This is a genomic window from Sinomicrobium halophytocola, from assembly GCF_052983395.1.
Window position 1 is genome coordinate 1 of the sequence record NZ_JBRKIT010000009.1, and the last position, 24,270, is coordinate 24,270.

A 24,270-nucleotide genomic window follows, 5' to 3' on the forward strand; every position below is an offset into this window, starting at 1 on the left:
CGTGCTGCCCCTGTCGAATTATAGTTTTTTTGCTTATTCCCAATAACCTAATCTCTATATATAGCCAGAACAGAGGTGGCTGAGTGCCCCGGCTCTGCCGGGGTGTACCGAAGCCACCGGCTCCCCCCCTCCCAAAAAAATTACACGGGTTCATTATATATTTATACATTTATAGAATCATAGACAACAAAGAGGAGTAGTATGAAAGGAATAGTCCTTGCCGGGGGATCCGGCACCCGTTTATACCCGGTAACCAAAGGTGTTTCCAAGCAGTTGCTTGCTATTTATGATAAACCCATGGTCTATTATCCCGTTTCCGTACTTATGCTGGCCGGGATACGTGAAATCTTGCTCATATCTACCCCGGAAGACCTCGGCAATTTCAAAAAACTATTGGGCGACGGGTCGGAACTGGGGATCAACCTGCACTATGCGGCGCAACCCAGCCCGGACGGACTGGCCCAGTCTTTTATTATAGGCCGGGATTTTATAGGAGACGATAACGTATGCCTGGTCCTGGGCGATAATATATTTTACGGTCACGGCCTCACCGGTCTCTTACAAAGATCGGTGCGGAATGTGGAGGAAGATAACAAAGCCACCGTATTCGGCTACTATGTGCAGGACCCGGAGCGGTATGGGGTCATAGATTTCGATGCGGAAGGCAATGCCCTCAGTATCGAAGAAAAACCCAAGGCCCCTAAAAGTAATTACGCCGTTACCGGCCTTTACTTCTATCCCAATTCCGTGGTGGATATTGCAGCACAGGTAAAGCCCAGTGGCAGGGGAGAACTGGAAATAACTTCGGTAAACCGGGAGTACTTACGCCGGGGAGATCTAAGAGTCGAACTCATGGGACGGGGATTTGCCTGGCTGGACACCGGCACCCACGAATCCATGATGGAAGCTTCCAATTTTATCCAGACCATAGAAAAGCGGCAGGGACTTAAAGTGGCCTGTCTCGAAGAAATAGCATTCGACCGCAAATACATAAACAAGGAGCAGCTGCTCGCCCTGGCAGAACCCATGCACAAAAGCGCATATGGGCAGTATCTGTTGCGAAAAGCGCATAGGGGTGGAGAACGATAAAAATGCAGGGTTAAAAGTGTATTTGATTTTGAGTTAACAGCAAATAAGTTCCTTCCGTAAGTTGAGTACCGCTCTTTTAGTTGTGAGTTTTTTAGTCCCGATATATATCGGGATGGAGTGGGAGTTATTTGGTTATTTAGGCAGTATATTACAAAAGAAGGCATATAAAAAGGCTCCTCCCTTGTGATGAAGGGAGGTACCCAAGCGCAGCGAAGGGGGGAGGGTTTTGAAATCCCAAACCATAGGGATACTCCCAAATGTTTTGGTATATACGCCAAAGTTCGGGCTTGTCAAACTCCCCGTCCCGCAAGCGGCCCACCCCTCTTCTCCCGATCCCGGTATTATCGGGATCATCGGGATGAAGCGGGGAGCTTTAAAAAAGGCCAAAAAACAAACAAATTGGCTTAACTAGATGAATTCCTTTAGTCCCGATCGCAATAATTATCGGGATCAGAAGAGGTAAAACTGATTTTCCGGGAAACCGGGTTAAAACAATCTTTGTAAAACCCTTCGAAACCTCGGTTTATCGCTGTGAAATAGCTATTACACAAACCTACGGGCCCACTCATTCCTACAGTATTAAAATCGTATTTTGTCAAATACTAAAAAGAGGTGATCTTTGTGTATAGAAAAACGCATGGGGTAAATGACAAAACAATCCCTATTTTAGCCATAGGCAATCACAATACAGGGCGAATAAACAACTTGTGTATTTATGACCCTGTAAAATATGAACAAGCAAAGATCCTTAAAACACAGGATCCGGACACATAACCCGTTAAAGAATAAAAAAGAATATATGAACTTTACCCGAACCGAAATACCGGGAGTCATTATCTGCGAACCGGAAATACACGGAGACCACCGGGGATATTTTATGGAAAGCTTCCGGCAGGACCGGTTTGAAGCATTTACGGGTCAAAGACCGGATTTTTGCCAGGATAACGAATCCAGGTCCTCACAAGGGGTACTCCGCGGTTTGCATTACCAGTTGCCCCCTCATGCACAGGCAAAACTGGTACGGGTCATCGAAGGCCGGGTGCTGGATGTATCCCTCGACATACGGAAAGGATCACCCACTTTCGGGAAATGGGTAGCCGTAGAACTTTCCGGGGAAAATAAAAAACAGCTGTTTATCCCCAGGGGATTTGCCCATGGTTTTGTAGTACTGAGCGAAACGGCGGTTTTCTCTTATAAAACGGATGCCTACTATCACCCGGAAAGCGAGAGAGGCATACGCTTTAACGATCCCGCCCTTGGTATAGACTGGAAGTTACCCGAAACCCGGTTAAAACTGTCCGTCAAAGACCAGGACCAGCCCCTGTTTGCCGAAGCCGAATATTTTGAACTCAAAACCGAACAAAATGGGTAAAATACTGGTCACGGGAGCGTCCGGGCAGGTCGGTTCCGAAATAAAAAAGCTGTCCGACTCCCGAAAAGAAGATTTTCTTTTCGCCAACCGGGATGTGCTGGATATTACCCATGCCGGGAATGTGCGGCAGTTCCTGGAAAAACACCCGGTAGAAGCCATAATTAACTGTGCCGCCTTTACCGCAGTAGACGATGCGGAAAGCAATCCGGAACCGGCTGCATTGGTGAACAGCAAGGCAGTGGAAATACTGGCCGGAACATGTAAAGAAAAGGGTCTGAAGATGGTACATCTTTCTACGGACTATGTTTTCGACGGGCAGAAAAACAGCCCTTACCTCGAAGAAGATCCCGTAGCCCCGCTGGGCATCTACGGCAAAACCAAATGGGAGGGCGAAGAAGCGATGCGAAAGGTAAATCCACCCCGGTCGGTGATCATCCGTACCTCATGGGTATACGCGTCCCGGGGAAATAATTTTGTCAGGACCATGCTGAAGTTAGGAAAGGAAAAAGAAACCATAAAGGTAGTAGACGATCAGGTCGGGACCCCCACCCACGCCGCCGACCTCGCTGCCGCCATCCTGGAAATACTTCCCCGGTTGGACAATGAGAACGTAAAGACCTATCACTATACCAACGAAGGTATATGCTCCTGGTATGACTTTGCAAAGGCCATCATGGAATACGGTAAATTACCCTGCAAAGTCATACCCGTCTCCTCCTCCGAATATCCGACTAAAGCCAAAAGGCCACAATTCTCCGTGTTGAACAAACAGGCCTTTAAAAGAGACTTTAAAACGGATATTCCGTATTGGAGGGATAGTTTGAGGGAATGTTTGGAGGGGGTGAATGATTGAGTTCGTTTAATTATTATATAGTTTGTAAAAAACAGATATTACTATATTTAGTAAAGTTTAAAAAGGCTTCGCTATCCTTTTAGTTGTGAGTTTTTTAGTCCCGATATATATCGGGATGGAGTGGGAGTTATTCGGTTATTTAGGCAGTATGCTAGAAAAGGCATATAAAAAAGCTTCTCCCTTGTGATGAATCTTGTCCGCCGAAGGAGGAGGGAGGTACCCGAGCGCAGCTACGGGGGGAGGGTTTGACCTCCCGGACCATAGGATAAGCCCAGATGTTTTGAGTATATATGCCAAAGTTCGGGCTTGTCAAACTCCCCGTCCCGCAAAGCGGTCCACCCCTCTTCATCTGAAGCGGGGAGCCCTGTGGAGTTATAATGGGGTAAGGAAAGGAGAAAGAACCAAAAAGGCTCCTCCCTTCAGATGAAGGGAGGTACCCAAGCGAAGCGATGGGGGGAGGGTTTGACCTCCCGGACCACAGTATAAGCCCAAATGTTTGGGTATATACGCCTAAGTTCGGGCTTGTCAAACTCCCCGTTCCGCAAAGCGGCCCACCCCCTCTTCTGCCGATCCCGATAATTATCGGGATCATCGGGATGAAGCGGGGAGCTTGGTTGGATTTATTATAGGGAAACAAGTGCCATAGGAAATGAGATACATGAAAAAGACACAAATTCATAATCTTAAAGAACTCCGGGAATACCGAAGTGAACTGCGTAAAAACATGACCCCGGCCGAGGCATTCCTATGGGAACATATAAAAGCGAGGAAGATTAATGGATATCGTTTTACACGTCAGCATAGTATAGCTAATTATATAGTAGATTTTTATTGTGCTAAAGCACATCTTATAATAGAGCTGGATGGAGAAGTTCATAACAACCCGCAAGCGGAGGAATATGATTTTATCCGAACAAAAGAATTGAATAAAAAGGGATATACCGTACTTCGTTTTGAAAATAAAATGGTCTTTGAAAACCTTGAATCTGTGTTACGGGAAATCAAAGAATATTTAAAAGAATAGAAAAATAGTATGGATAATAGAAAAACCAAAAAAGCTCCTCCCTTCAGATGTGAAGGCGTTGTGCTGAACCAAGTCGAAGTAGAGGTACCCGAGCGTAGCGATGGGGGGAGGGTTTTACCTCCCGGACCATAGGATAAGCCCAGATGTTTTGGTATATACGCTAAAGTTTGGGCTTGTCAAACTCCCCGTCCCGCAAAGCGGTCCACCCCGCTTCATCTGAAGCGGGGAGCCTCTATTGAGTTATAATGGGGTAAAAAAAGGAGAAAAAACCAAAAAGGCTTCTCCCTTCATCCCTATCATTATTGGGATTATCAGGAGGAACCCAAGACGGAATGACAAACAAAAAAACAAACAACAAATATGTCCGAAAAAAAGAAAATACTGGTTACAGGGGGATTGGGGTTTATAGGATCTAATTTTATTCCTTATTTTCTGGAAAAATACCCGGATTATCACGTGATTAATCTGGATGTTATAACTTATGCCGGGGAAGAGAAAAACCTGGCTGAACTGGAAAATAACCCCCGTTATACCTTTGTAAAAGGCGATGTGTGCGACAAGGACCTGGTGGAAACCATTTTTTATCGTTTCGATATCGGTGGGGTTATCCATTTCGCGGCGGAATCGCATGTGGATAATTCCATCAGCAACCCGGGTGTATTTATCGAAACCAATGTAAAAGGAACCTTTACCCTTATCGATATAGCCTACAGGTACTGGATGCAGCAGCCTTTTTCCTGCAACCCGGGCTATACGGACTGCCGTTTTCACCATATTTCAACCGATGAGGTCTATGGTACCCTGGGAGAAACAGGGCTTTTTACCGAAAAAACCCCTTATGCGCCAAATTCACCGTATTCTGCAAGTAAGGCGTCTTCCGATATGATCGTGCGTAGCTATCACCATACCTATGGTATGAATACCGTTATTACCAATTGTTCCAATAATTACGGTCCGAAGCAGCACGACGAAAAACTGATACCTACCATTATCCGGAAAGCACTGACCGGAGCATCTATCCCCATTTATGGTGACGGGGGCAATGTGCGCGACTGGCTTTACGTAAAAGACCATTGCCGGGGGATTGACCTGGCTTTCCATAAAGGCGATGCCGGGGAAGTGTATAATATCGGTGGGAAAAACGAAAAGGACAACAATTATATAGCCCGTACCGTCTGTGATATCCTGGATGAAGTATGTCCCGGAACATCAGGTTCTTATAAGGACCAGATCACTTATGTGGAAGACCGTGCCGGTCATGACAGGCGCTATGCTATAGATGCGGCCAAAATAGAAGATAAACTGGGTTGGAAAGCCGAAGAGAATTTCGAAAGCGGCATCCGGAAGACGGTGGCGTGGTTTGTAAGGAAATATAAAGATGAAAGATTCGAGAAATAAGTAAAGGTGAAATGTTCCTCTGGCGTTGGTTTGTGACGAGTGTCTATTTTATCCGGCATCCCGATAATTATCGGGATTATCGGGATATCAAAGTAAACGCATTATATAACGGGCCCTCATTTCCACCGGCTCCAACAAGAACCAGTTGGGGATGACAAAAGTTTTAAAAGCGATTGGAGGATAAAATCAGGTACCTGCCTAAAATTTCGGCTTTATTTTACTTTTAGTGTTTTTGGATTTCTGCTTCCGTGTCGTATCGTTAAAACATAAAGTATATCGTCAACAAACTCATAGTAAAGCAAATACTTTTGAATTATCTTTACATAAACATTAGGAATATCCGTTGTTTTTCCTATTTCCGGGAAATCTAAAATTAAATCCAGCTGTTCTTCGATCAGGGCATTTAATTTTATACTGAAAGTATTTGATTTGTTTTTGTTGATCCAATATTGAAGAATATCAATGAATTCATTTTTGGCTTTTTTAGTCCAAATTATTTTTTTAGCCATTCCTGAATTTCTTTTTGGACAGCTTTGTTTGAAAAAACTTCGTTATTGGCAATTTGATTTCTCGCCTCTAGAATTGCTTTTTTCTCTTTGTCATTTGTCATGTAAACAGACTCATCCGATTGAAATTTCAGCAACTGCAATATTTCCTTAAGCTTAACATTGTCTGTTATGCCTGTTATTTTATTTATTAAGTCAATTTTTAATTCAGCTGTATTCATAAAATCTTAAGATTGCTTTCCTGAATATAAAGTTATAATTTTTTTCTGAATTACGGTCTGTTTTTCTTTTTCAACGTTGTGTCAACACGCTGAAACACAATAATGAATATTTGTGAGTGCTAAAAATTTTGATACAACACTTTAAAATGCACTACCGATGGTAAAGGTCATATTTTAAGTGGCTTATATCCCCGCTGGTGTTCGTTTGTAACAAGTGTCCACTTTGCTTACCCGGCATCCCGATGATCCCGATAATATCGGGATATCGAAGTAAACGCATTATACGATGGGCCTACTTCTGCGGCCAACGTATTTGGTTAAGCAGTCAACCTAAATGGTTACGCCGTCAAAGTAACCGGTTAAGCGGTTAAAGAGAATGGTTACGCCGCTAAACCAACTAGTTCCGCGGTTAACGTATTTGGTTACGCCGTCAAAGCAACCGGTTAAGCGGTTAAAGGGAATGGTTAAGCCGCCAAACCAACTACTTCTGCGGTTAACGTATTTGGTTAAGCGGTCCACCTAAATGGTTACGCCGTCAAAGCAACCGGTTAAGCGGTTAAAGGGAATGGTTAAGCCGCCAAACCAACTAGTTCCGCGGTTAACGTATTTGGTTAAGCCGTCAAAGCAATCGGTTAAGCGGTTAAAGGGAATGGTTAAGCCGCTAAACCAACTACTTCTGCGGTCCACTTAAATGGTTACGCCGTCAAAGCAATCGGTTAAGCGGTTAAACCAACTACTTAAGCGGTCAACTTAAATGGTTACGCCGTCAAAGTAACCCGGTTAGCGGCTAAAGGGAATGGTTGAGCCGCTAAACCAACTACTTCCGGTGTCAAAGGGATTGCTTTAATGACCGGTTTTTTGAGCTTGTAATGAGAAATACCTACGGCAAAACGGTGCTCTCCCGCTCCCGATAAATGTCGGGATATCGAAGTAAACGCATTATACAATAGTTCCCCGTTTCCACCATGCTCAAACAAGGTTCTGGCGGGTTGTAAAACCCGGCCAAATGCTGTTTATATGGTTTCCTGGACACTGTTCCGGGCTACAGTATGGTCTATTTTTACCTGATGCGCCGGTTTCAGCAGATCGTTTACTGTTTTAACCGGATTGAATGTAATTAAAGGAATTTCAATAAAGATGGTATTCCAGTATGCCATTCCCCCGTTCCACAACCCCGGGCGTTCCAGGGCCTTGAGCTTCTTTCCCTCCTTTGTTTTTGAAGTGATAAAGGCCTGTTTGGGGTCTACAAAATTCAAAAGATCATATTTAATTCCTTTGTAATTTTTTATACCGCATACAATATCTACAGGATTAAAATGAGTGGCCGTATTTAAGATCTTGATTTGTTTTTTATTATTCTTATCTATTTGAGCCGTTTCAATAATCTGAAGGGAGATGTTGCCGTTTTCATCTTTTACCCAAAAAGGCCCTCCTCCGGGGTCTCCTTCATTTTTTACCATTCCACAGACCCTTATGGGGCGATTTAGTTTTTCCTTCAGATAGGCTACCTGATAATAAAGCGTATACTTGTGAAAATCGGGAGTTATGGGAGTATTCACTTTGTCTTGCAGAAAGTTTTTTATTTCGGTGATCTGTGTTTCGGTGACCGCTTCTTCATCCAGTAATTTTGCATATGAAAAAATGGTATTGCGATATTCCAGCAGAATACCGGCTAACAATTTTTTGTAATCGGCCATTTCGTGTTTATAGCGATAAACCACTACATTATCTATGTTTTTAACGAAAATGATATCGGCATCCTGTTCGTTCAGGTTTTCCACCAGTGCGCCATGCCCCGAAGGCCGGAATAACAGAGAATCATCGCCGTTACGAAAAATTTTATCTTCGGGAGTAACTGCAATGGTATCTGTTGAGCCTTTTTGATAGGAAAAAGAGATATTAAAGCGGGTGCCGCTTTTTTCTTCTACATAACTTTCTATATTGTTAAATTCGGCATCAAATTTATGGGCATACTTTTCCGAAATAGTAAAATGCAAACGCGCTGTATTATTGGAAGCACTATAAAGTGCGGCTTCGTATAAATGTTCTTCAAAAGCAGTGGCACTATGTGTTTTATACTTATGAAACGGTAATAAGCCCTTCGGGAAAGAACCATAATTCAGGCCGTCTTCTCCCAGCATTTCCCGGACAAAAAGATATTTCTGCCGGTCATCCGGTAAATTTTCAAAATCCGGGGATCTGCGTTTGATACTTTGTATGACTTCGTCGTAAAAAGGTAATTTCTCCAGTCCGACAAAAAAAGTCCGGATATCCTGGTCTTTTTCCCGGTTGATATAGGTGTTGAGCGTATCCCTTTCCGGTTTGAACTCATCGAGAAACTTAAATAATGACCTGAACATCCGTGTTGCTGCTCCCGAGGCCGGGACGAACTTCATGACATTCAGCATCTCTTTCTCTTTATCATAAAGAGAGATATAATGCTGTTTATCTTCCGTTGAGACCGGGATAATACCGTTGTTTAAAGTAGCAGACTCCACGAGATGGACATAAGGTACACCTTCTTTGAAGATTTCGATTTGCTTTTGTACTTCTTCTGCTGTAATTCCCTTTTTGCGTAGTTGTTGTTGATCTTTTTCTGTAAACATAGCGCTATTTTTAAGTTGTATGGTTAAGTTGATTCCGGGGATTAACCTTTATTACCGAATAACGTCACTTTGCGACAAAAAGTATAAGGTATACGCATATTGAGTGTAAAATTATCTTAAATAGTGTTATCAGGTCACTTATTTATACGATCCGGTAATTTTGAGTTCGTTTTTTTCTGAATTTCATCATGGCGCTTTCCGGAAGCGCCTGGGGGGTAGACATTATAGAGCAGACAGGGTGCGCCCGGATGGTAGTACCTTAATCGCGTACATTGTACACAGGCTGTGGGATTTTATGTTCGGTGACCCGGATATCCGTGACCTTTTCTTTACACACGAAACTATATTTTCAGATGCAATAACGGAAAATACAGGGAAGATAAAACTTCGGTATATCGTTAGTTTTTATTATCCGGTTGGAGGTTAAAACCCTGCTCCCGGTAATCCCAATGAGAATATGGGGTCGGGATTATTGCAGTCACTATGGTTTCTGTAAACTTTTACTTTGTTAGCTTGTTAAGTTGCTGTATAATAAAGTGTTGACTATATAACCGGGAAGCCTAATAACTATAGTAGTTTCATTGCCGCTTTCTGACCTCCGGACCTGCAGCCCGGAGAGGCTCGGTGTAATGTGGAACCGTCCGAGATCAGGTTGGATAGTATATCTACATCGGTGGCCGAAGTGGTTACGGCAGTGGCGTAAAACCCTCCGGATCCCCGGGATTCTTAAGGGGCACAGGGTTAAATTTAACAGCCATAATTAAAAAATTTAAGATTTAAGAGCAATAGAATTTTAAGGACCATGCCCGAAAACCCGGTTTTACTTTTTTCCGGCTAACCAAGATGTTACAAGTTTGATAAACAGTACCCCGGAACATATAAAGGTGAAATCTGAGTTTTCGACGGGCCATTTTTGTTAATCTGTCAAACCTGTTGTTGGCTTTTTAATAAATTGTAATTTCTTATTTAAATCTTACATTAGAAGTAGGTAAACACGTATTTTTTTAGTACTATCGCATCACTGTTTGCGACTTAATAATTCTCGGGTTTACACGTTTCCCGGGCAGGAGCACGGAAGTTGTATCAAATTGCGTCATCCGGAATATAATTTATCCGTAAAATGCCCGTTGTAGGTACTGTGATTTTTTAATTGCTTTTGCAAATGCAGAGTAGTACTTTTGGATGCTGAAGATCCTCTTGAGTAAATTAAGGAAGATAAGGTTAACCCGGAAAATATTTACAGAGGGGGAATACCAGAGTCATCAATATAAATAAAAAATGAGTACGAAAATAACAAAGATCTGTTGTATAGGGGCAGGTTATGTAGGCGGGCCCACCATGGCCGTGATAGCGCAGAAATGCCCGGATATTAAAGTTACAGTAGTGGATATCAACGCCAAACGAATAGCCGCATGGAATGATGAGGATGTCCATAAAATACCGGTGTACGAGCCGGGGTTAAGTGAAGTGGTGGCGGAAGCGAGAGGGAGAAATCTATTCTTTTCCACGGAGGTGGACGAGGCCATAGATGAAGCGGAAATGATCTTTATTTCGGTAAACACACCTACCAAGACTTACGGTAAGGGAAAAGGCATGGCGGCAGATCTGAAATATATCGAACTCTGTGCCCGGCAGATTGCCAGGGTAGCAAAAGACGACAAGATTGTAGTGGAAAAATCCACGCTCCCGGTACGTACCGCGGAGGCTTTAAAAAGCATATTGCACAATACCGGTAACGAGGTGAATTACCATATCCTTTCTAACCCGGAATTTCTGGCCGAAGGTACGGCTATAGAAGATCTTCACGCTCCGGATCGCGTACTTATCGGTGGAGATAATGCCGAGGCTATCCAGGCGCTGGTGGATGTCTATGCCTATTGGGTGCCCAAAGAAAATATACTTACGACCAATGTGTGGTCTTCCGAGTTGTCCAAACTCACCGCCAATGCATTTTTGGCACAACGGGTGTCTTCCATCAACGCGCTTTCGGAGCTGTGTGAAAAGACCGGGGCCGATGTTAACGAAGTAGCCCGCGCTATAGGTACGGACAGTCGTATAGGGCCAAAATTCCTCAAAGCTTCTGTAGGTTTTGGGGGGTCTTGTTTTCAGAAAGATATTCTGAACCTGGTATACATAGCTAAATCTTATGGCCTTACCGAAGTGGCCGATTATTGGGAGCAGGTCATTCTTATGAATGATCATCAAAAAAGACGGTTTGCAGACCACATGGTGAGCACGCTTTATAATACGGTTTCCGGCAAAAAGATCGCTTTCCTGGGCTGGGCTTTTAAAAAGGATACTAACGATACCAGGGAGTCTGCGGCTATTTATGTGGCGGATTACCTCTTAAACGAACAGGCGGAGATCGTGGTTTACGATCCTAAGGTGCCTGCAGAGCAGATTTATGCCGATCTGGACTATCTCAACACCAGGAGTGAAGAAGAGAACAGAAGTCGGGTAACTGTAGTCAACAATCCTTACGAAGCGGTAAAAGATGCATATGCGGTAGCCATACTTACGGAATGGGATGAGTTTAAAACGTATGACTGGGACAAGATTTACAAGGATATGCTCAAACCTTCTTTTGTATTTGATGGCAGGGCTATTTTGGATAGTGCTGCTTTGAGTGAGAAGGGATTTGAAGTGTATACCATTGGGGTTGGGCAATAGTCTCTCGTAACCATCACTAATCACCATTAATGAACAATCAACTAATAACTGTATACAATGAAGATCGTACGCGTACTGTTAACCCGAGGAGTAGGGAGTCGTCTATGGCAATTATCCCCAAAAAATCCCCAAGCAGTTTTAGGGTTATTTAACAGAAAATCTTTATTTGAAATGACAATAGAAAGAAACCGAACTGTATTAGATCGAGTTATTGTCGTAGGGGGAAAAGACAATAACCATTTAAGCCATAAAACGATGATTTCTTGTGGGCTTTCGTATAAAAACATTGTATCGATAACCCCCTAGAAATACGACGGCAGCTATTGCGTTTTCGGCTTTTGCGGTAGAACCTGAAGATAATTCTTATAGTCCTCCCTTACAACCATACGATAGAAGGAACGGAGACTTACTTTAAGGCAATGGAGGCCGGAGTCGAAAAGGCCAGGGATGGACATATAGTTGCCTTTGGAATACATTCACTCCGTCCAGAAACTGGTTACGAGGATATAGAAGAGGCCTATTTGGTGACATCTTTTAGAGAAAAACTAAACCAGGATAAAGTGGAAGTTTTTGTATAATTCGGGAATGTTTCGTTTTCAAGCATCGGTGTTCTTAGAAGAATTGAAGGAATACGAACGAGAGGGATATGAAAAAGCCTAGGTAGTTTGGGAAAATGCAAAAGACGGCTTTTTGGACGAAGAACTCTCTCTGGAAAATACGCTCTATTTCGGTGGACTAGGCCGTGATGGAGCGATCTAAAACAATCCGTGTAGTTTTTAAGCAATTCTTCTGGTCGCATTTAGGATCTTTTGAAGCCCTGTACGATAGGAGGTATTCGGAAATATTGAGGTAGACAAGTTCACCGGATTTGTTGAGCTAAAGCGAACTATTTTTGTATATACCAAAGATGCTTTTTTAATAATATAAAAGGGAAAACCCTAAGATGTAAAGCATATTTATAATATGTTGGAGAAACATCAGCCCAAGTTGTTAGATTAGAACCGAGTATTAAAATTTTAAATTGTAATCATTGAACGCAGCAAATCGAGTGTTTTTTAATACTTTGACTTTATATGGCCGTATGGCCGTGTCTGTTGTAGTCGGATTTTATTCTACGAGGCTTATACTTAATGCTTTAGGGAGTACGGATTATGGTGTGTTTAGCCTTGTGGCAGGGGTGATTCTTATGCTTTCTTTTTTGAAGAATGCAATGGCAACCTCCACCCAACGTTTTTTATCGTTTTACCAGGGGAATAATGATATTAAGAAGCAAAAGGAGGTTTTTACTAATAGTTTATTACTTCATATTGTCATTGGAGTTATTTTGGTCTTGGTTTTGGAGGTAATAGGTTTGTTTTTATTTGATGGGTTTCTAAATATTCCTGAGAATAGAATTGAAGCAGCCAAAGTAATTTACCACTATATGAGCTTTACATTATTTTTTACAGTAGTAGTAGTTCCTTTTTCGGCTTCACTAATAGCTCATGAAAATATGTTAATGGTAGCTATAGTTAATTTATCAGAAACTTTTTTGAAATTAATTATAGCCTTGTCTCTTTATGTTTTGGAAGGAGATAAGTTAATATTGTACGGATTTTTTACAGCATCAGTTAGTATTATTACTTTTTCTATGTACGCTGCCTATACCTTAAGAAAATATGAGGAATGCACGTTACGGGGTGTGAAGAATGTTAATGGTACTTTGATTAAGGAGTTGGGAGGTTTTGCTGGTTGGAATCTTTTTGGCTCTCTTTGTTTTCTTGGAAGAACTCAAGGGATAGGTGTTATATTGAATCTATTCTTTGGCACAGTAGTCAATGCGGCTTATGGTATAGCAAATCAAGTAAATTCTCAAATGTTGTTTTTTTCAAGTACCATGTTAAGAGCACTTAATCCCCAGATTATGAAAAGCGAGGGAATGGGTGATAGGGGAAGAATGATAAGGCTTTCTGTTATGGCGAGTAAATTTGGTTTCTTTTTATTGGCACTATTGGCTGTGCCCGCTATACTTGAAATGCCAACAATCTTAACATTATGGTTAGAGAATGTTCCTAATGATACCGTTATATTTTGTAGATTGGTGTTAATTGGGGCACTTATTAATCAGACAACAGCGGGGTTGCAGTCTGCTGTTCAGGCTACTGGAAAGGTTAAGATTTATCAGATTGTAGTTGGAGGCACTATTTTAATGAATTTGCCAATTGCTTATTTCATGCTAGATAGTGGTAGTGCTTCCTATTCTGTGTTGGTTAGTTATTGTTGTATTGAGGTTGTAGCCTGTAGTTTAAGAGTGTTCTTCTTGAATAGGCTTGCGGGATTAGATGTTTGGGGATATCTCCAACATGTTTTAGTAGGTATATTGTTACCCTTCCTTCTAGTTGCGATACCGTTTCTATTGTTTGTTTCTTATGTTAATTTTGAGTTTAGGTTTGTTTTGACTGCAGCACTGTTTTTAATTATTTATCCTATCGTTCTATTTTTTGTTGGTTTTAACTCTAGAGAGAAAGTATTGGTTTCAGATATTATAAATAAGGTATTAAGTAAGTGTAAAATTAAATATAGGATTACTGTTGGGGAGAAATAACAAAACGTAGATATGAAAAAAAAATTAAAAAAACTATTTCCTGGAATAAGGAAACTGGATCTTTACTTAAAATTAGACGATTTCCGATATTTTATTACAAATTTCTTTGTGTCTTCTCCCAAAGACATGAATACTGGGGCAGTGCTTCTTTTGCCTCCTACGAACCTCAGTGGTAGTTTCGGCGATGAGTTGATGGTAGCCGCATTTGTAGAGGCTTATTATCCTCGTAAAGTAACTATCTATACGGATATAAAAATCGAAAGACCTGATATTTTAAGTGCGTGGGATAATGTGGATTATAAGATTTTTGGTAAGTATCATTTTCTTTTAAAAGAATATTCCGAAGTTCATGTTTTAGGTGCAGATAATATGGATGGCGAATATGGCGAATATCGCCCTCTTCAAAAAATTAAGTTACTGAGTTTTGCTTCCAGAAAAGGTTTAAAGGCTAGTATTAAAGGATTTAGTTTAAACAATCGGGTTACTGATAGGATTAAATCAGCAATGATTAAAGGAGCTTCTCTAATAAAGTATAATCTCAGGGATATAGATTCTTATATGAGAGCTAAGGAGTTTCTTCCTGCCAATAGTATTATACAAGTAGCGGATATCGCTTTTTTATGTCCTAAAGTTGATTTACATGATGATAGCTATGAAATTTGGGTAGAGCAGCAGAAAAAGCAAGGTAAACTTATAGCGGGCATATGTCCAAATGCCATCCAAGCAAGAAAGTTAGGTTTGGATAAGTACTTGGAGCAAATAGAGGTAGTGTTAAGAGCTTTTCAAGAGCATGAGAAATGTGCATATGCATTTCTTTATCACGATACTAGGACAAAACGTGGTGTTTTTAGTGACAAAGATATAGCGGAAATGTTATTTAATAGAATGAAATTGGATTATCCTTCATACTATACTGAACGGGTTAGTAATGGAATTGAATTGAAACCTTACCTTAATTTGGTTGATTTTACTTTTACAGGTAGAATGCATTTTGGTGTTTCCGGACTCTCATTAAAGAAACCCATGCTTGGGGTGTCATATCAAGATAAATTTACTGGTTTAGTAAAACTTTTTGGAGCAGATCCTAAATATACTGTGCTGGATTATACTAATTTGACAGATTATCAGAATGTGGTTAAATCATTTTTTGAGCACCTCAATGACATTCATGAAAATGTGATTAAGAATCATCCGTTGGTTATCGATTTAGCAAAAAAGAATTTTGAATAACTTACGACAAAAAGTAAATACAAATCTTGCAATCTAATGGTTGTTTATAATGATTTGAATAATAAAAGGGAGATTGAAATATGAAATCAAAAAAGAAGATATGTATTTACCCCATGAGGAATACGGAAAACTTGGAAAGTAAGAGTCCGTATGTTTATCATTTATGTGAAGGTCTTCACCCATATTTTGATATTGTGAATTATGGAGTGAATGATCTAGCAAATTTTCGTAAATTCTTTAAGTATTTTTTTAAATCGGATATCTATTTATTTAATTGGATTGAAAATCTGTCAAGTAAAAAACAAGTGTTCTTGGTGGCTTTTTTTGTTTTCATAGGCAAAATTTTTGGGAAAAAAATTATTTGGACACATCATAATGTACACCCCCATAAACAGGTATCTTCAGCCTCAAATTCGATTATGAAAATGATGGTGAAATATGCTGATTTGATCATCACGCATACTACCGAGAGCGAAAAATACCTTCGTAATCGGCTAAAACCAATGTTTAATTTTTTTCACCCTTTTTTCGTGAATGAGATGATTGATGATAAAAATGATGAGGAAGTTCAATATGATCTTCTTATATGGGGGACATATAGAGCGAGTAAAGGGATAAATAAGTTTTTGGATTTTTTTGTAGGAGGAGATTATCCTTATAAAGTTTGTGTAGTAGGGCGTTTTGATACGGAAGACTTATATGAGAGTTATAAAATGAAGTATGGAGAGCGTATTACAATGTATAATATGTATCTAGAAGAAGAAGATTTAATGAAATTTCACAAAAGTTCTAGGTATGTGTTTTTCCCATACACTGGGAGTAGTGTTTTAAATTCAGGAGCCTTAATAAGAACCATTCCTTATGGTACACCGGTAATTGGTCCGGATGTAGGTGCTTTTAAAGAGTTGGCGGATCTTGACTACATATTGAGTTATAAGGACTTTGAGAGTATTAGTTCTATTTTAGAAATGGGTGTATTACCTACTAAGCAGGATGAAATAAATGACCTTATATCGAAACACACATGGTCGGAGTTTGGGAAACAGCTATATGAGAGAGTTCGGAATTGGTGAAAATTAATTATAAATAGGAGTCTTTAAAGAAGGGAAGATATTAAGTCACAAACTTTATAGGGATTAATAATGAGAAAAAACGTGTTTTTTTACAGAGGTCGTACTCAGTTTGAAAATGTAGGGGACTTATTGATTAATAAAGCATTGCTAGATGTATTATCGAGATACGGAGAAGTTTTTGTGGATGATATAGACATGCCAAAAGAGTATTTAACTCAATTGCTTTCTGGTTTAGATAAGAATGTTAAACAAATTAGTAAACAGAAGATTACGATTTATAAATGGTTTATTTTTGCGTTTTTGTGCAGAAATCTTTTCAATGGTGCAAATAAATATGTGGTGGGTGTCCCTGGACATGTTTTTAATCTGTCAAAGCAGAAAGAAAATGGAATTTCATTAAAGAAGGCAGCATCTTCATTGCTACAAACACTTTATAAGGTTTTGGGGACTAAATATTTTACGATCGGGATATCCTTAGGTCCTTTCTCTGAACAAGTAAAGGATGATTATAGGTTTAAATATCAAGGATGTTCTTTTTTAGGAGTGCGTGATCCGCAATCTTTGGCGTATGCCAAAGAGCAGCTTAACATTGATAATACCATATTAATGCCGGATTTGGCTTGGGCGTATGATGTGGAAAAATTTCATCCCATATTATCGGATTCTAATACCAGCGATAATATCATTGTTATGAGTTTTAGAGGGGCATTGGTAGGGAAAGTAAGAGATGAAATCTATATGAATAAGCTGAAAGAAGCATTGCTAACTGTTGTGGATGTGTTTTCTGGATATAAGTTTATTTTAGCCTATCAAGTGGAATTTGATAAGGAAATTAATAGAGAGATATATCAATTATTACAAGGTAAAATTGATGTTGAATTAAAAGACTCTATTTTGTCATTGGACGATGCTGTATCTTTATATTCTAAGGCGAATTATATAATTAGTAACCGCTTGCATGTACTATTACTTGGGCTGAAAGCTGGAAGTGTTCCATTGGCTTTAACGGATATAGCTAATCATGATAAATTGAGAGAGCTTTTTAATAATAATGAGATGAGTGAGAATCTACTAGATATGGAAACATTGAGCTCAGAGGATTTAAACGATCAAAAATTAGCAGCTTTAATAGGAAAAGATTATGTTGAATTGAGGCAGCAAAATTTTACAAGTGTTATTGAAAACCTAAATAAAAAACTTAATAATGACTAAGCATTCAACTATAATATTGCGTAATATCCGTTTTTTTTGATAAACTGTTGTTTGGGATTTATATCATAGAAAAAATAGTTAGAAAATGAAGCCGAATAAAATCAAAATTTCTATAATAGTACCTCATTATAACGTGCCTGCCTTGCTACAGAGGTGTATAGATTCTATCCCTCAAAGAGATGATTTGGAGGTTATTATTGTAGATGATAAAAGTTCGGCTGAGTTGGTAGATTTTGACAACTTCCCGGGAAAAAACAGAGATAATGTTAGAGTTTTCTTCCAAAAAGAAAATAAAGGTGGGGGAGCTGCGAGAAATGTAGGTTTGGAAAATGCGAAAGGGGAATGGCTTTTATTCGCAGATTCTGACGATTTTTTTCATTCGTGTTTAAATGATGTTATAGAAGAGTATAAGGACTCCGATGCGGATTTGATATTCTTTAATGCCAATAGTGTAGATACGGATACCTTACGGCCCACAAAGAATAGGGCACAGCATTTACAAAATTTTATTGATTTATATCGCAACGAACCGGAAAAGGGACTGCTGCAATTAAAATATCTCTTTGGAGAGCCTTGGGCAAAAATGGTAAAAAGAGAAATAATTGTCCAAAATCATATAAGATTTGACGAGACAATTATACATAATGATACGACTTTTTCATATTGTGTAGGGTATTATAGTGATAACATTATTGTAGACGATAGAACAGTGTATTGTATAACCGTAAGACTCGGTTCAGTGAGTACTGCTAGAATTTCTGAGGCGAAGATTAAAACTAGGGTTTCTGTATTTGCTAGAGCAAATAAATTTTTCTTAGATCGGCAAATTCCTGCACAATGGAATATTCTTTATCGTCAAATGGCCTGGTTGAAGTTAAATGATAAGAGGTTGTATAAAGAGTGTTTGGAGATATGTGAAAGTGAAGGAATGTCTATACAGAAAGTTAAAAAAGAAACCTATAAAGAAGTTCCGAAGGTCATAGCAAAGAAAATCCTTGGAAAAAAATAAGTTGGAAGACCAAAAAAAGAACAGATGAAAAAATACGATTATCTAATTGTAGGAGCAGGTTTATTTGGAAGTGTTTTTGCTCATGAAGCTACCAAAAATGGTAAAAAGTGTCTAGTTATAGACCGACGCTCCCATTTTGGAGGAAATGTCTATTGTGAAGAGGTAGAAGGGATTAATGTACACAAATACGGAGCACATATTTTTCATACCAATGACAAGGATATTTGGGATTATGTAAATTCCTTCGTAGAGTTTAATCGCTATACCAATAGTCCCGTTGCCAATTATAAAGGAGAACTGTACAACCTTCCTTTTAATATGAATACCTTTTACCAAATGTGGGGAGTAACAACGCCCGAACAGGCGCAAGCCAAGATTGAAGAGCAACGCAAAGAGGCGGTGGAGAAGATGGAAGCGGAAGGGATAAAAGAGCCTAGAAATCTGGAAGAACAAGCTATTTCTCTCATTGGTAAGGATATCTATGAAAAATTGATTAAAGGGTATACGGAAAAGCAATGGGGAAGAAAGGCAACAGAATTACCCGCCTTTATCATAAAGCGATTGCCTGTGCGTTTTACTTTTGATAACAACTATTTTAATGATAGATACCAAGGAATCCCAATTGGAGGATATAATAAATTGCTAGATAAGATGCTGGAAGGTGTAGAGGTAAAGTTAGGAATAGACTATTTTAAGGATAAACCTAACTGGGATATGTTGGCAGATAAAATAGTTTTTACCGGGAAGATAGATGAATTTTTTGATTATAAATACGGTAAATTAGAATACCGTTCCTTAGAGTTTGAAACCGAAGCCTTAGATCTGGAAAATTATCAGGGAAATGCCGTGGTAAATTATACTGAACGAGAAGTACCTTACACTCGAATCATAGAACACAAACACTTTGAATTTGGGAAACAGAAAAAAACAGTGGTGACCAAGGAGTACCCAAAAGAATGGACGGAAGGGTCTGAGCCTTATTACCCTATAAATAATGTAGAGAATAACCAAAGGTATTCCAATTATAAAAAGGAAGCAGAGGATTATTCTAAGGTTATTTTTGGCGGACGTTTGGCAGAGTATAAATATTACGATATGCATCAGGTAATAGGTTCTGCATTGGTAAAGGTACGCAGAGAGTTGAATGTAAATGAATAAGTATAATAGGATTTAAAATGTGGAACAGTTTATAAATGATCAGAGTCAATAAATTAATAAGAATTTTAGAATATACACTGGCGGCTTATATGATTATAGATGCTGCCAGTGTATACAGCTTTTTTGTGCCTTCTATTGTGGGAAGTGTTCTGCCAATGATATTACTGGTCTTACTGATTATTTTTGGAGGGACTAAAAAGGTTACTTTCAATCCGGTGAAATTGATCATGTTCGTATTGTGTTACGCGTTTTTTGTGATCGCTTTGTATTTAAAGGCATATAATAAGATCAGTTTCATTTATAGGTTTTTATGTTTGTTGCCTTTATTCATTGTTTATTTTTTAACCTTTAATTATAAGATCAGACCCTATTTATCTCTCTTTCAAAAGTATAGTACTTTGATTTATTATATCTCGATTATTTCGCTAATAATGTGGACGTTGACTACTGCTTTCCCTGTTTTGAAGCCCACGGGAAATTTTGTAATACCCTGGGGAGGGGAAAAATTTATATCGAATTACTACGGGATTTATTTTAAAACCCAGATGGCTACTATTTTCGGATTTAGTATAGATAGGAATACTGCAATATTCGCAGAAGGGCCTATATATAATTTTCATCTCTGTTTTGCTTTTTTACTTGAATTCTTCTTAAAAGAAAAGGACCATAGAAATAGGAAAAAGTTGATAGTGTTATTATTAGCTATGCTTTCGACCTTTACAACAACGGGGCAATTGTTTTTAGCAGGATTTGTAGGTGTGTTATTTGTTTTTAATAAAACCAGAAATAAATTCCTGGTCTTATTGAAGGTCGTTTCTTTTCCGATCTTGTTGGTCGTTATCCTAAATTTATTCTTAAATATTATTAGTGAAAAACAAAGTTCGGATTCTTATGCAACACGAGAGGTAAGAATATATGAAAGCATTCAGGATTGGACGAGAAATCCGATGTTAGGAGTTGGTTATGGAAAAACAGGAGAGGGAAGTAGTAATTCTTTATTTACAATACTTTCAGACGGGGGACTGTTGCTATTATCAGTTTATATAGTTCCTTTTCTTTTCGTTCCTTTATTTCTGTTTCTTAGATATAAGAATACGTCATATTTATATATGTCGATATTATTTTTTAGTGTTTTTGTAATAACAATAACAATGTATACTATTTTGATTTTATCATTTATATCCTTTGGAATGTATGTTTTAATAGATAAAACTAAAAACAGGAAATATTACCTCAACATGGATAATGCATCGTAGAATTTGAACGACATATAGGATGCTACACAAAACGCTAAATTTTATGGTGATTGGACTACCGAAGTACGATATAACTTTTTTATACAAATACCCTTAAGGTTCATAAGGATATTTATCTACCTAAGGAAAGGAAAATGCAATTTTCCAAAATTAAATTCAGAACTTAGTTTTAATACCGGAGTTTGAGCCGATTTTAATTAGACCAAAAAAATGGAAAACAAAAAAGTAGCTGCAGTAGTTGTAACCTTTAACCGTTTAGCTCTCCTAAAAGAGGTGGTAGGTGCCTTGTTGGTTTCTGACAGGAAATTAGAGAAGGTAATTGTGGTAAATAATGCCAGTACGGATGATACTCATGATTATTTGACTAAAAAATCCCAGGAAAATCCTTTGGTGGAGGAGCTTTTGCTGAAGGAAAACTCGGGTGGAGCCGGAGGTTTTTATCACGGAATTAAATACGCATCAGAGCAGGGGTATGATTATATGTGGTTGATGGACGATGATTCGATAGTAACACCTACTGCTTTAGATAAGCTTTTAGGACCATTTGAGGATATAGAGAATTTGGGTTTTTCTTGTAGTAAAGTAGTTTGGACAGACGGAAACCTTCACAAAATGAATATTCCGGAAAAATCAGATGTCCAAGATGATGTAAAGAATTACGAGAGTGTGATATCCTGTTCCTTTGTCTCTATGCTTATTCCGAATAAAGTGGTGAAAGAAGTAGGGTATCCATACAAGGACTTTTTTATTTGGTGTGATGATATGGAGTACAGTTGGCGTATTACTAGAACTGGGTATAAGGCTGTATTGGCAAATGACAGTGTTGTAATTCATAAAACGGCTTCTAATTATAATGCTAGTTTAAGTGATTGTCCGGAGAAGGAATTTTGGAAATACAAATACGGATATCGTAATCGAGTATTTACCTATAGAAAACACAAAGAATACGGGAAAATTATCAGATTTTTTATAGGAGCGAACTACAGGGCATTTTCTCGTAAGACAAATAAGATGGAAGCACTTAAATTGGTATGGGGATCAATGTCAAGGGGATTTCAATTTAATCCGGAGCAATAGAAAGTTATGGTTGTTACAATAGAAAATATAAAGTATAATTTACCCGATTTTATTATAATTGGGGCGGCTAAGTGTGGTACTACTTCATTAGCTAATTATTTAGCTCAGCATTCTAAAGTATTTCTTCCGGAAATAAAAGAATGTCGTTTTTTTTCTGGAATGACTCCGAATTTTCAGGGACCTGGAGATGACTTTACCAATTATGGAATTACAAGGACTTTAGAAGATTATTCCAAACTTTTTCCCAAAGCAGAAAAAGGACAGGTATTTTGTGATGCTTCTGTGGACTATTTGTATTACTATGAGAATACAATTCAAAAAATAAAAGAACTCTATCCGAAGGATAGGTTGCCAAAGCTAATTATTATGTTGAGAAATCCGGTAAATCGTGCTTTTTCCATGTATTCGCATTTAAGAAGAGATTTACGTGAAAAAGGATCTTTTATAGAGGCGATAGAAGCAGAAAAAGAAAGAGAAGAAGCTAATTGGGAATGGGTATGGCAACATACCAAAGTAAGTTCTTATTATAAACAGGTAAAATATTATTACGAGAATTACAGCCCGGATAAAATAAAGGTGGTTATTTTAGAACATTTGGTCAAGGATATGGAGTCCGGGATAAATGATATTCAAGAATTTTTAGAGTTGCCTATGGAAAGATTGGATACGGAGAAAAGGTATAATGAAACAGGAGATTCCAAATCGAAATGGATGCAAAAACTTATTACAAACAGAAACCCTTTATTCGTACGTTTAAAACAATTTATTCCTAAGGGTGTAAGTGCTTATATTAAGAGTAAAAATTTAAAGCCAATTAAAATTACACCAGAGGAGTATGACTTTTTTAAATCGAGATTTAAAGAGGATGTCGAATTATTGGAAGGGTTAATTAATTTGGATTTGTCAGTTTGGAAACAACACTAAACTATTATGTCTAAACTTCAAAGAGCTAATAAAATACTGGTCACCGGTGTAAGGCGTTCCGGTACAACATTTGTTGGAAAGGTTTTGGTGTCTGCCAAAGGTACAGCGTATTATTTTGAACCACTTAGTAGGGATCAAGGATTAAAGTACATTCGGAGATTTTGGTATCCTTACTTTACAGAGGAGAACATTTTGCCACATGAAAAGGAAATCTTAGATAAGGCTTTTATCGATGTGCAGATGGATTTTATGACTACACTTTATGGTAGAAAACATGCGATAAACGGGGCATCTAGATGGGATTTGGTTAAAAACTTGTTCTCCAATTTTTCAGATGAAAGTCTTAAAATGCGATTGGTTAGAGTCTTGTTCAGAGATAGATCTAATTTTGAGAGTTTAAAAAATAAACTTAAATTTAAGACAGAAAGTGTGGTGTATAAAGATCCTCTAGCTTCTCTATCGGCTTCTTATTTGAGTGAAAAGTATGGCGTAAAGGTGATAGTGATGTTAAAGCATCCTTATTTTTACTATTACAGTATGAAGAAGCAGAATTGGGGAGTGGAGCCTTATGCGAACTTCTATGCACAGAAGAGTTTATACCCCATAGCGAGTGAACTGATTGGAGAGGTATTAAAAAGACATCCAAATAATAGCGCTTTATATGCGATTACGGAGTATATGTTGGTGTATAAGTTTTTGATGAAGGAACGAAATAATCCCAATTATTATTTTGTTAGATTGGAAGATTTGGCTTCTAACCCCTTAGAGGAGTTTAAAAAAATGTTTGCTTTTGCCGGTCTGCAATTTTCCGATAGTGTTCATAGTTATATTGAGAGTAGTACAAAGAATAAAAATGCTGTAGACACTAGTAATAAGTCGGAGACAAAGAGAGACTCCAAGGAAATGTTAAAAAGCTGGAAAGGAAAGGTCTTTGAAGAAGAGATGAAATTGGTGAAAGATTTGACATTTGAGGTTGTTAAGGAATTTTATCCGGAGGAGGAATGGTAA

At 38.6% G+C, this 24,270-nt stretch carries 20 protein-coding genes; 16 read left to right on the plus strand and 4 right to left on the minus strand.

The annotated features are described in order from the left end of the window. Positions 1–201: 201 nt before the first annotated feature. From rfbA to rfbB, 5 genes are all read left to right on the plus strand, one after another. Positions 202–1,089: a glucose-1-phosphate thymidylyltransferase RfbA gene (rfbA, locus tag ACVBDY_RS02065; protein ID WP_447173809.1), complete on the plus strand. Its 888-nt coding sequence runs from the start codon at positions 202–204 to the stop codon at positions 1,087–1,089. Positions 1,090–1,888: 799 nt separating this feature from the next. Then, positions 1,889–2,461 (plus strand): dTDP-4-dehydrorhamnose 3,5-epimerase, encoded by a 573-nt coding sequence (gene rfbC / locus ACVBDY_RS02070; RefSeq protein WP_447173810.1) that lies wholly within the window; start codon positions 1,889–1,891, stop codon positions 2,459–2,461. Further along, positions 2,454–3,314 carry a dTDP-4-dehydrorhamnose reductase gene (gene rfbD / locus ACVBDY_RS02075; RefSeq protein WP_447173811.1) on the plus strand — a complete coding sequence of 287 codons (861 nt, stop codon included), beginning with the start codon at positions 2,454–2,456 and terminating at the stop codon, positions 3,312–3,314. The genes rfbC and rfbD overlap by 8 nt, the downstream gene beginning before the upstream one ends. 658 nt (positions 3,315–3,972) lie before the next feature. Next, a complete protein-coding gene (locus tag ACVBDY_RS02080; RefSeq protein WP_447173812.1) occupies positions 3,973–4,338 on the plus strand; it encodes an endonuclease domain-containing protein in 366 nt (121 codons plus the stop codon). Between the two features lie 360 nt (positions 4,339–4,698). Next, positions 4,699–5,736, plus strand: a complete 1,038-nt coding sequence (rfbB, locus tag ACVBDY_RS02085; protein WP_447173813.1) for a dTDP-glucose 4,6-dehydratase — start codon at positions 4,699–4,701, stop codon at positions 5,734–5,736. Between the two features lie 212 nt (positions 5,737–5,948). Here the strand turns inward: rfbB and ACVBDY_RS02090 are convergent, their stop codons facing one another. From ACVBDY_RS02090 to ACVBDY_RS02100, 3 genes are all read right to left on the minus strand, one after another. Further along, positions 5,949–6,245: a type II toxin-antitoxin system RelE/ParE family toxin gene (locus ACVBDY_RS02090; protein ID WP_447173814.1), complete on the minus strand. Its 297-nt coding sequence runs from the start codon at positions 6,243–6,245 to the stop codon at positions 5,949–5,951. Then, complete coding sequence (locus ACVBDY_RS02095) at positions 6,230–6,463, minus strand: hypothetical protein (RefSeq protein WP_447173815.1); 234 nt, start codon at positions 6,461–6,463, stop codon at positions 6,230–6,232. Before ACVBDY_RS02095 ends, ACVBDY_RS02090 begins: the two co-directional genes overlap by 16 nt. Before the next feature lie 1,013 nt (positions 6,464–7,476). Next, positions 7,477–9,069, minus strand: a complete 1,593-nt coding sequence (locus ACVBDY_RS02100; protein ID WP_447173816.1) for a DUF4301 family protein — start codon at positions 9,067–9,069, stop codon at positions 7,477–7,479. 1,278 nt (positions 9,070–10,347) lie between these two features. Between ACVBDY_RS02100 and ACVBDY_RS02105 the strand changes: the two genes are divergently transcribed. From ACVBDY_RS02105 to glf, 7 genes are all read left to right on the plus strand, one after another. Next, complete coding sequence (locus ACVBDY_RS02105; protein WP_447173817.1) at positions 10,348–11,739, plus strand: nucleotide sugar dehydrogenase; 1,392 nt, start codon at positions 10,348–10,350, stop codon at positions 11,737–11,739. 1,030 nt (positions 11,740–12,769) lie between these two features. Then, complete coding sequence (locus ACVBDY_RS02110; RefSeq protein ID WP_447173818.1) at positions 12,770–14,323, plus strand: MATE family efflux transporter; 1,554 nt, start codon at positions 12,770–12,772, stop codon at positions 14,321–14,323. 12 nt (positions 14,324–14,335) lie between these two features. Further along, positions 14,336–15,553: a polysaccharide pyruvyl transferase family protein gene (locus ACVBDY_RS02115; RefSeq protein WP_447173819.1), complete on the plus strand. Its 1,218-nt coding sequence runs from the start codon at positions 14,336–14,338 to the stop codon at positions 15,551–15,553. Between the two features lie 80 nt (positions 15,554–15,633). Next, positions 15,634–16,626, plus strand: coding sequence for a glycosyltransferase family protein (locus ACVBDY_RS02120; protein WP_447173820.1), 993 nt, complete (start codon positions 15,634–15,636; stop codon positions 16,624–16,626). Between the two features lie 69 nt (positions 16,627–16,695). After that, the gene (locus ACVBDY_RS02125) at positions 16,696–17,838 is read left to right on the plus strand and encodes a polysaccharide pyruvyl transferase family protein (RefSeq protein ID WP_447173821.1); all 1,143 of its coding nucleotides are present in this window, start codon (positions 16,696–16,698) and stop codon (positions 17,836–17,838) included. Positions 17,839–17,923: 85 nt separating this feature from the next. Then, positions 17,924–18,847 (plus strand): glycosyltransferase family 2 protein, encoded by a 924-nt coding sequence (locus tag ACVBDY_RS02130; protein ID WP_447173822.1) that lies wholly within the window; start codon positions 17,924–17,926, stop codon positions 18,845–18,847. Between the two features lie 24 nt (positions 18,848–18,871). Further along, positions 18,872–20,005 carry a UDP-galactopyranose mutase gene (gene glf / locus ACVBDY_RS02135; RefSeq protein ID WP_447173823.1) on the plus strand — a complete coding sequence of 378 codons (1,134 nt, stop codon included), beginning with the start codon at positions 18,872–18,874 and terminating at the stop codon, positions 20,003–20,005. Positions 20,006–20,090: 85 nt separating this feature from the next. Here glf and ACVBDY_RS02140 read toward each other — a convergent pair whose 3' ends face one another. Then, complete coding sequence (locus tag ACVBDY_RS02140) at positions 20,091–20,234, minus strand: hypothetical protein (protein WP_447173824.1); 144 nt, start codon at positions 20,232–20,234, stop codon at positions 20,091–20,093. Between the two features lie 211 nt (positions 20,235–20,445). On the opposite strand from ACVBDY_RS02140, the gene ACVBDY_RS02145 reads away from it, so the two are divergent. The 4 genes from ACVBDY_RS02145 to ACVBDY_RS02160 all read left to right on the plus strand — a co-directional run bounded on the left by ACVBDY_RS02145 (position 20,446) and on the right by ACVBDY_RS02160 (position 24,270). Further along, a complete protein-coding gene (locus ACVBDY_RS02145; RefSeq protein ID WP_447173825.1) occupies positions 20,446–21,261 on the plus strand; it encodes an O-antigen ligase family protein in 816 nt (271 codons plus the stop codon). 210 nt (positions 21,262–21,471) lie between these two features. After that, on the plus strand, positions 21,472–22,338 hold the full coding sequence (locus ACVBDY_RS02150; protein WP_447173826.1) for a glycosyltransferase family 2 protein: 867 nt from the start codon (positions 21,472–21,474) through the stop codon (positions 22,336–22,338). Positions 22,339–22,344: 6 nt separating this feature from the next. Beyond that, positions 22,345–23,262 carry a sulfotransferase family protein gene (locus ACVBDY_RS02155; RefSeq protein ID WP_447173827.1) on the plus strand — a complete coding sequence of 306 codons (918 nt, stop codon included), beginning with the start codon at positions 22,345–22,347 and terminating at the stop codon, positions 23,260–23,262. A 6-nt stretch (positions 23,263–23,268) separates the two neighbouring features. Next, positions 23,269–24,270 carry a sulfotransferase domain-containing protein gene (locus ACVBDY_RS02160; protein WP_447173828.1) on the plus strand — a complete coding sequence of 334 codons (1,002 nt, stop codon included), beginning with the start codon at positions 23,269–23,271 and terminating at the stop codon, positions 24,268–24,270.